We start from the raw sequence: 5,836 nt of genomic DNA, 5'->3' as shown, positions 1-5,836 counted from the left end.
TCGACGAAAAAAAAATAGTCAAAGATATAGCCAAAGCCCGCAAACAAGGAGCAGATATTATCGCAATTTCCCTGCATTTTGGCGACGAATATCAGCGACAGCCAAACACCCAACAAAAACAATTAGTGGAAAACCTATTAAAAGCCGGTGCAGACATCATTCTCGGCAGTCATCCCCACGTTGTCCAACCTTACAAAATCTTTAACTTCCCCAGAAAAAACGGGAAAAGCAGAAAAGCTGTAGCAATTTATTCAATGGGAAACTTCATCTCCGGTCAAACCCAAAAATATACCGATTTAGGCGTAATTTTGCAAGTAAATATCCGCAAAAAACTTCCCGAAAAAACCACAGAAATTACAGGAATAAAAGCTATTCCGACTTGGGTACACCGCTATACTCTAAACAATAAATATAATTATCGGATTCTGCCCTTAGAAACAACTGTCACCCAGAAAAAAGATCCGCTGCTAACAACTTCGCAATATCCAGTTTTAAAAGCATATTTACAAGAGATGAATGCTCATCTCAACTCTTTAAATAAAAAAGATCAGACGGCGGTTAAAACCGCGCCTACACAAACGAATTCCGCCTCCGCGGAATGAAGAAAATAACGTAAATTAGCCGCTTTTGTTCCTTCGTGTCCTAGCGCTTACGCGCGGCTTCGCCTAAAGCATCTTCGCGGTTCGTTTCAATTCAACTGCTCAACCAACCAAGAAATCGCCCCTTCCACATCAGCAACCCGATCGACATCGGGAATCTGCGGCCGCTGCACCATCACCACCGGAATTCCCAGTTCCCTAGCAGCGACAATTTTCGCATAGGTAGCAGCGCCACCGCTGTTTTTGCTGACAATTGTATCGATGCGATATTCTAACAGCAATTCCCGCTCATCTTCCAATAAAAAAGGGCCCTTTGCTAATAACAATTTACCGTTAGGAACAGGAGTATTGGGTGCGGGTGGATCGATCGCCCGCATCAAAAACCAAATAGCATCCAAACCAGCAAACTCCGCCAATTCCTGCCTACCAATCGTCAGAAATACCCGCTGAGACTGCCCTGATAAAGCCCTTCCAGCCTCCGAGTGGCTGGCAACTTCGATCCAGCGATCGCCCTCCACCATCTCCCAAGCTGGACGCACCAGCATCAAATGAGGCACGTTGCACTCAGCAGCAGCGATCGCAGCATTAGCAGAAATCTGCGCCGCAAACGGATGAGTCGCATCAATTAATAAGTCGATCGGGCGATCGGTCAAAAACGCCGCCAGCCCAGCCGCCCCACCAAACCCCCCAATTCGCACCGTACCCGTTTTTGGAGTAAAAGGCTGTTTAGTGCGTCCTGCTAGCGAAGAAACCACCTCAATATCGGCGATTTGAGACGCTCTGGCAGCCAGTTTAGCAGCATCCCCCGTTCCGCCCAAAATTAGCAAGCGTTTTTTCATTAAATTATCCTTAGCGACTACACAAACTGGCGGTTAAAACCGCAACTACACAACCAAAGTCCGCCTGCGCGGACTCAAGAAAATCCAGGCTTTTAGAACCTGCGGAGGCAGGTTTTGTCTGTCTAGCTGCGACTTAAGTCGCCGAGACTTTTCTCAAGAAAATCCAGGGTTTCAGAACCTGCGGAGGCAGGTTTTGTCTGTCTAGCTGCGACTTAAGTCGCCGAGACTTTTCCAACATCCCCTAACCAACGCCCGCAATTTCGGTTAATAATATGTTTAGTAAAGTTTCAACTAACAAAAATGATTCGCTCACTTGTCACATTGTTTACAGTATTAATTGTAACCGGGTTAGTTTGCTTGGGAAACATCGCGCCGGCTGCGGCACAAGCACAACCAACAGATATCACCGCTTCTCAACAGGAATTAGGCGAACTCGTTCAAAAAGCTTTTGAAGCTACAAACGAAGGCAAATTTCCCGCAGCAGAAACTTTGTGGACTCAAATCATTGACAAATTTCCCTCACAAGCCGCCGCTTGGAGCAACCGAGGCAATTCTAGAGTCAGCCAAAACAAACTGCAACCAGCAATTGCTGACTACGAAAAGGCGATCGAACTAGCTCCCGAAGCCCCCGATCCCTACCTCAACCGCGGCACCGCCCTAGAAGGTTTAGGACGCTGGGAAGAAGCCATCGCCGACTACAATCACGTGCTAGAATTAGACCCCAAAGATCCGGCCGCCTACAACAACCGAGGCAACGCCGAAGCAGGTTTAGGAGAATGGGAACCAGCAATTTCCGACTACAACAAAGCCTTTGAACTAGCCCCCGAATACGCCTTTGCGCGCGCCAACCACGCCCTCGCACTTTATCAAAACGGGCAAACCAAAGAAGCAATTCGCAACATGAAAAACATTGTCCGCAGATACCCGCAATTTGCCGACATGAGAGCCGCCCTCACCGCGTGTCTTTGGGAAGCAGGAAATCGCGGCGAAGCTGAGAGCAATTGGGTAGCCGCAATCGGCCTCGATTCCCGCTACAAAGACCTCGATTGGGTTGCAAAAACCCGCCGCTGGCCGCCAGTTGTAGTCAGCGCCCTAGACAAATTCTTGAACTTAAAATAATCTTAAAGGGAAAGTTGTTAGTTGTTATTGGTTAGTTGTTATTGGTTAGTTGTTATTGGTTATTTGTTATTGGTTGTTAGTTGTTAGTTGGTAGGGGCGGTGCCCCCGTGCCCGCCCTCTTAGTTTTTCGTTGTCAGTTGGCAGTTATTCGTTGTCATGCCAAATCCGGGTTGGCGATCGCCTTTATGAAACAGTCGGCGCAGGCCGACATCGTTTGTGTAGACGCGGTTTCAACCGCCGAATCATCTTTCCTAACAACTAACAACTAACAACCAACAACTAACCAATAACCAATAACCAATAACCAATAACAACTAACCAACAACCAACAACCAACAACTACCAACTAACAACTAACAACTAACAACTGACTAATTCTCGAATCCGCGCCGCCGTCAACTCCTCCACATTCCGCAAAACCGCTGCCGCACCTGCTTTTTTCAGCGCTGCACTATAAGCCTCGCAGCGCACAGAATCATCCAAAACATGAGGCGGTAAAATTCCCATACCAAGCCAAACCCGATTTGGTTGCACTTCCCGCGCTTTCACAATTGTGTAAATATCGGCAACAGTATCTCCGGCGTAAATTACTGGCAAATTATTTCCTAAACCGTGCAGATTTTCCAACTGTTCAATTGCTGCGAAAAGTCCAGCAGGATCGGGTTTTCCCGGTGCATCTTCCATCGCCACTAACACAGGGGAATTTAAACTGAGTTTCCCTGACAAAACATAAGCAGCTTCATCCCGCATCGCCCCGCTAAAAAAGCCCCAAACAATTCCTCCAACCGTTAAACTTTCCAGGTAAGCCGGACTTAACAGCAGCGGTTCGTCGCAAATGTAACCAGTCCAATTTTTCTCATCTATTCCGCGATAGCGACTTTGGAAAAAAGCGACTAATTCGTCATAGTTGAAAGCGAGTTGATTTCTCGATCGCCCGATCGCCTCAAAATAACGGCAAACTAACTCAAAAGACGCTTCCCAGTCATTATTCCACACTCCCTCAGACTTCAGAGAGTCGATATCCAGAGAATTTGGGCGAAAAGCACCAGCGGTGAAGTGTTCCACCGCATCCGCGATCGCCCGCCTGTAGGAACCGGACACATCCCGCACCACACCGTCAATATCAAAAACTAAAATAACTCTGTTCACAACTTAATTATCCTGGTATCTGGGGCGATTTTTGCACAAATTTTATCGGTTTCGAGCTTCTTCTGGGCGCGAAACCCAGCAGCGCGACAAAACTTTTCATCAACGACGACTCATTGTCGAACATAATGTGCTACGCTTAGCGATTGTAGAAAATTTTAACAAATTCAATCGAAACCCTGGAGGTTTACTTGTCCAAGTTCATCTTAAAAGTTCTCTGGCTAGAAGAGAATGTTGCCCTCGCCGTAGACCAAGTTGTCGGCAAAGGAACTAGCCCGCTGACATCATACTTTTTCTGGCCCCGCAAAGATGCGTGGGAAGACCTCAAAAACGAACTCGAAGCCAAACACTGGATTGCTGACAACGATCGCGTCGAAATCCTCAACCAAGCCACAGAAGTCATCAACTACTGGCAAGAAGAAGGCAGACGGCGCCCGATGACAGAAGCTCAATCGAAGTTCCCCGAAGTAACTTTTACCGGCAGCAACTAAGCCCCGCTTTAAGTTGCTACCCAGACACATTGCCTGTGATGGCTGACGGGGGAAAGCACAGAGGCGGAGAAGGCCAAAAGATTTGACTCTTTGCTTTTTCCACCTCGCCGCTAAACATACAATTTAAAGGCGCTGCGGTCGATCGAGATCCTAACTCCGATTTTCAGACATACTCGGGTTTAGGGCTTAGTCGATTTGAGATGTGAAATTTGAGATTTATGCAAAATAAAGCTCTAAAATCGGATTTTCTACAATCTAAAAATCCTAACCAACCAAACAAAATAAATCGAAAATCTGCTTGTTTATAGTCTTAAATTGTTGTACAATTAGGTGTCAAAAGATTTTTAACAACAAATAACAAATAACAAATAACAAATAACAAATAACAAATAACAAATAACAAATAACAAATAACAAATAACAAATAACTTCTTCCCGGAACTTATGGGCGCCGAAAGTACGATCGACAAAACCGAACAGCTACCGCTGGTAGTAAATCCCGACATTCTCCAGCAAGCCATCCTCTACAAAATTAACACCCGCATCACCGCTCGCGGAGAATTAGTTTTCCCCTGCTTGCCGGGAATGGTAAGCCACTATCTCAAGTCCATCGAAAAGCTATTTACCACCCTCGACAGACCCTTGCCAGAAGACCGGAGAGACGAACTCAGCAAGCTTTTAACCGCTAAGTTAGAACAAGGCTACCGCACCTCAACAGCATCGATGCTGATCCTGCAATACGAATCAGTCCAGCCGCCGCAAACCGGTTTAGCCTGCAAAGTTATCGTTACTACCTCAACAGTTGGAGAACAATATAAAAGCTGGGTAGACACCAGAGAACCTCCCCTGTTCGGTTCCCATCCAGATGCGAAATTGATGGCAACGGCTGCTAAATTGGGAAATCCCGATCGCATCCGCATATTGGACGTGGGGGCCGGTACCGGACGCAACACCTTACCCCTAGCCAGATTGGGCTATGCTGTAGATGCGATCGAGCTAACCCCAGCCTTTGCAGAACAACTCAAAGCAGCAGCAACAGCCGAAAACCTTCCCGTCACAGTAACCGAAGGCGACGTGCTCGACCCCTTAATGCGGATGAAACCCGCCCGCTACCAGTTGGCAGTTGCCGCCGAAGTCATTTCACATTTTCGAGACAGCGATCAAGTGCGACTTTTCCTCGCTAAAATGTGCGATTCCCTCTCTCCCGGAGGCCTGTTGCTGTTCAGCACATTTTTAACCGTCGGCGACTACCAGCCCGACGCCCTCGTGCGACAAGTTGCCCAGCTATCCTGGTCTACTTTATTCACGCCCCAAGAGCTCGCCGCAGCAATGGAAGGGTTGCCCTTAGTCCCAATATCCAACGAGTTGGTGTGGGAATACGAACGCCACCACCTACCAGAAACAGCTTGGCCGCCCACGCCCTGGTTTCCCAGTTGGGCAACCGGTAGAGATGTTTTCCCGATGGCAAACGCCCGCCCGCCAATGGAATTGCGCTGGATTTTGTGTCGCCGCAGTTAGTCAGTTGTTATTGGTTAGTTGTTATTGGTTAGTTGTTATTGGTTAGTTGTTATTGGTTAGTTGTTATTGGTTAGTTGTTATTGGTTAGTTGTTATTGGTTAGTTGTTATTGGTTAGTTGTAGGG

Annotated in this window: 6 protein-coding genes; 4 read left to right on the top strand and 2 right to left on the bottom strand. The window is 47.2% G+C overall.

Annotated elements, in window-relative coordinates; genetic code table 11:
- Window positions 1–602, top strand: a 602-nt coding sequence (locus WBA89_RS05960) for a CapA family protein (protein ID WP_424404686.1), incomplete at its 5' end; no start/stop codon positions are given.
- Between the two features lie 86 nt (window positions 603–688).
- On the opposite strand, the gene WBA89_RS05955 is transcribed toward WBA89_RS05960, so the two are convergent.
- Complete coding sequence (locus WBA89_RS05955; protein ID WP_424404684.1) at window positions 689–1,438, bottom strand: cobalt-precorrin-6A reductase; 750 nt, start codon at window positions 1,436–1,438, stop codon at window positions 689–691.
- Between the two features lie 300 nt (window positions 1,439–1,738).
- Between WBA89_RS05955 and WBA89_RS05950 the strand changes: the two genes are divergently transcribed.
- The gene (locus tag WBA89_RS05950; protein ID WP_424404682.1) at window positions 1,739–2,557 is read left to right on the top strand and encodes a tetratricopeptide repeat protein; all 819 of its coding nucleotides are present in this window, start codon (window positions 1,739–1,741) and stop codon (window positions 2,555–2,557) included.
- 360 nt (window positions 2,558–2,917) lie between these two features.
- Here the strand turns inward: WBA89_RS05950 and WBA89_RS05945 are convergent, their stop codons facing one another.
- Window positions 2,918–3,706: a TIGR01548 family HAD-type hydrolase gene (locus WBA89_RS05945; protein ID WP_424404680.1), complete on the bottom strand. Its 789-nt coding sequence runs from the start codon at window positions 3,704–3,706 to the stop codon at window positions 2,918–2,920.
- Between the two features lie 167 nt (window positions 3,707–3,873).
- Between WBA89_RS05945 and WBA89_RS05940 the strand changes: the two genes are divergently transcribed.
- Together WBA89_RS05940 and WBA89_RS05935 are read left to right on the top strand one after the other, a co-directional pair.
- On the top strand, window positions 3,874–4,194 hold the full coding sequence (locus WBA89_RS05940) for a 30S ribosomal protein PSRP-3 (RefSeq protein WP_424404688.1): 321 nt from the start codon (window positions 3,874–3,876) through the stop codon (window positions 4,192–4,194).
- Window positions 4,195–4,638: 444 nt separating this feature from the next.
- Window positions 4,639–5,712: a class I SAM-dependent methyltransferase gene (locus WBA89_RS05935; RefSeq protein ID WP_424404678.1), complete on the top strand. Its 1,074-nt coding sequence runs from the start codon at window positions 4,639–4,641 to the stop codon at window positions 5,710–5,712.
- The last annotated feature ends 124 nt before the right edge of the window (window positions 5,713–5,836 follow it).

Origin of the sequence: Microcoleus sp. (assembly GCF_049646505.1) — a bacterium.
In the GTDB taxonomy this organism is placed as follows: domain Bacteria; phylum Cyanobacteriota; class Cyanobacteriia; order Cyanobacteriales; family Microcoleaceae; genus Microcoleus.
The sequence above is the reverse complement of the archived record's forward strand: the minus strand, read 5'-3'. Positions and strand labels throughout refer to the sequence as shown.

Coding starts and splice junctions, on each gene's coding strand:
- WBA89_RS05935 (WP_424404678.1), top strand. CDS start 4,639: ATGGGCGCCGAAAGTACGATCGACAAAACCGAACAGCTACCGCTGGTA.
- WBA89_RS05955 (WP_424404684.1), bottom strand. CDS start 1,438: ATGAAAAAACGCTTGCTAATTTTGGGCGGAACGGGGGATGCTGCTAAA.
- WBA89_RS05950 (WP_424404682.1), top strand. CDS start 1,739: ATGATTCGCTCACTTGTCACATTGTTTACAGTATTAATTGTAACCGGG.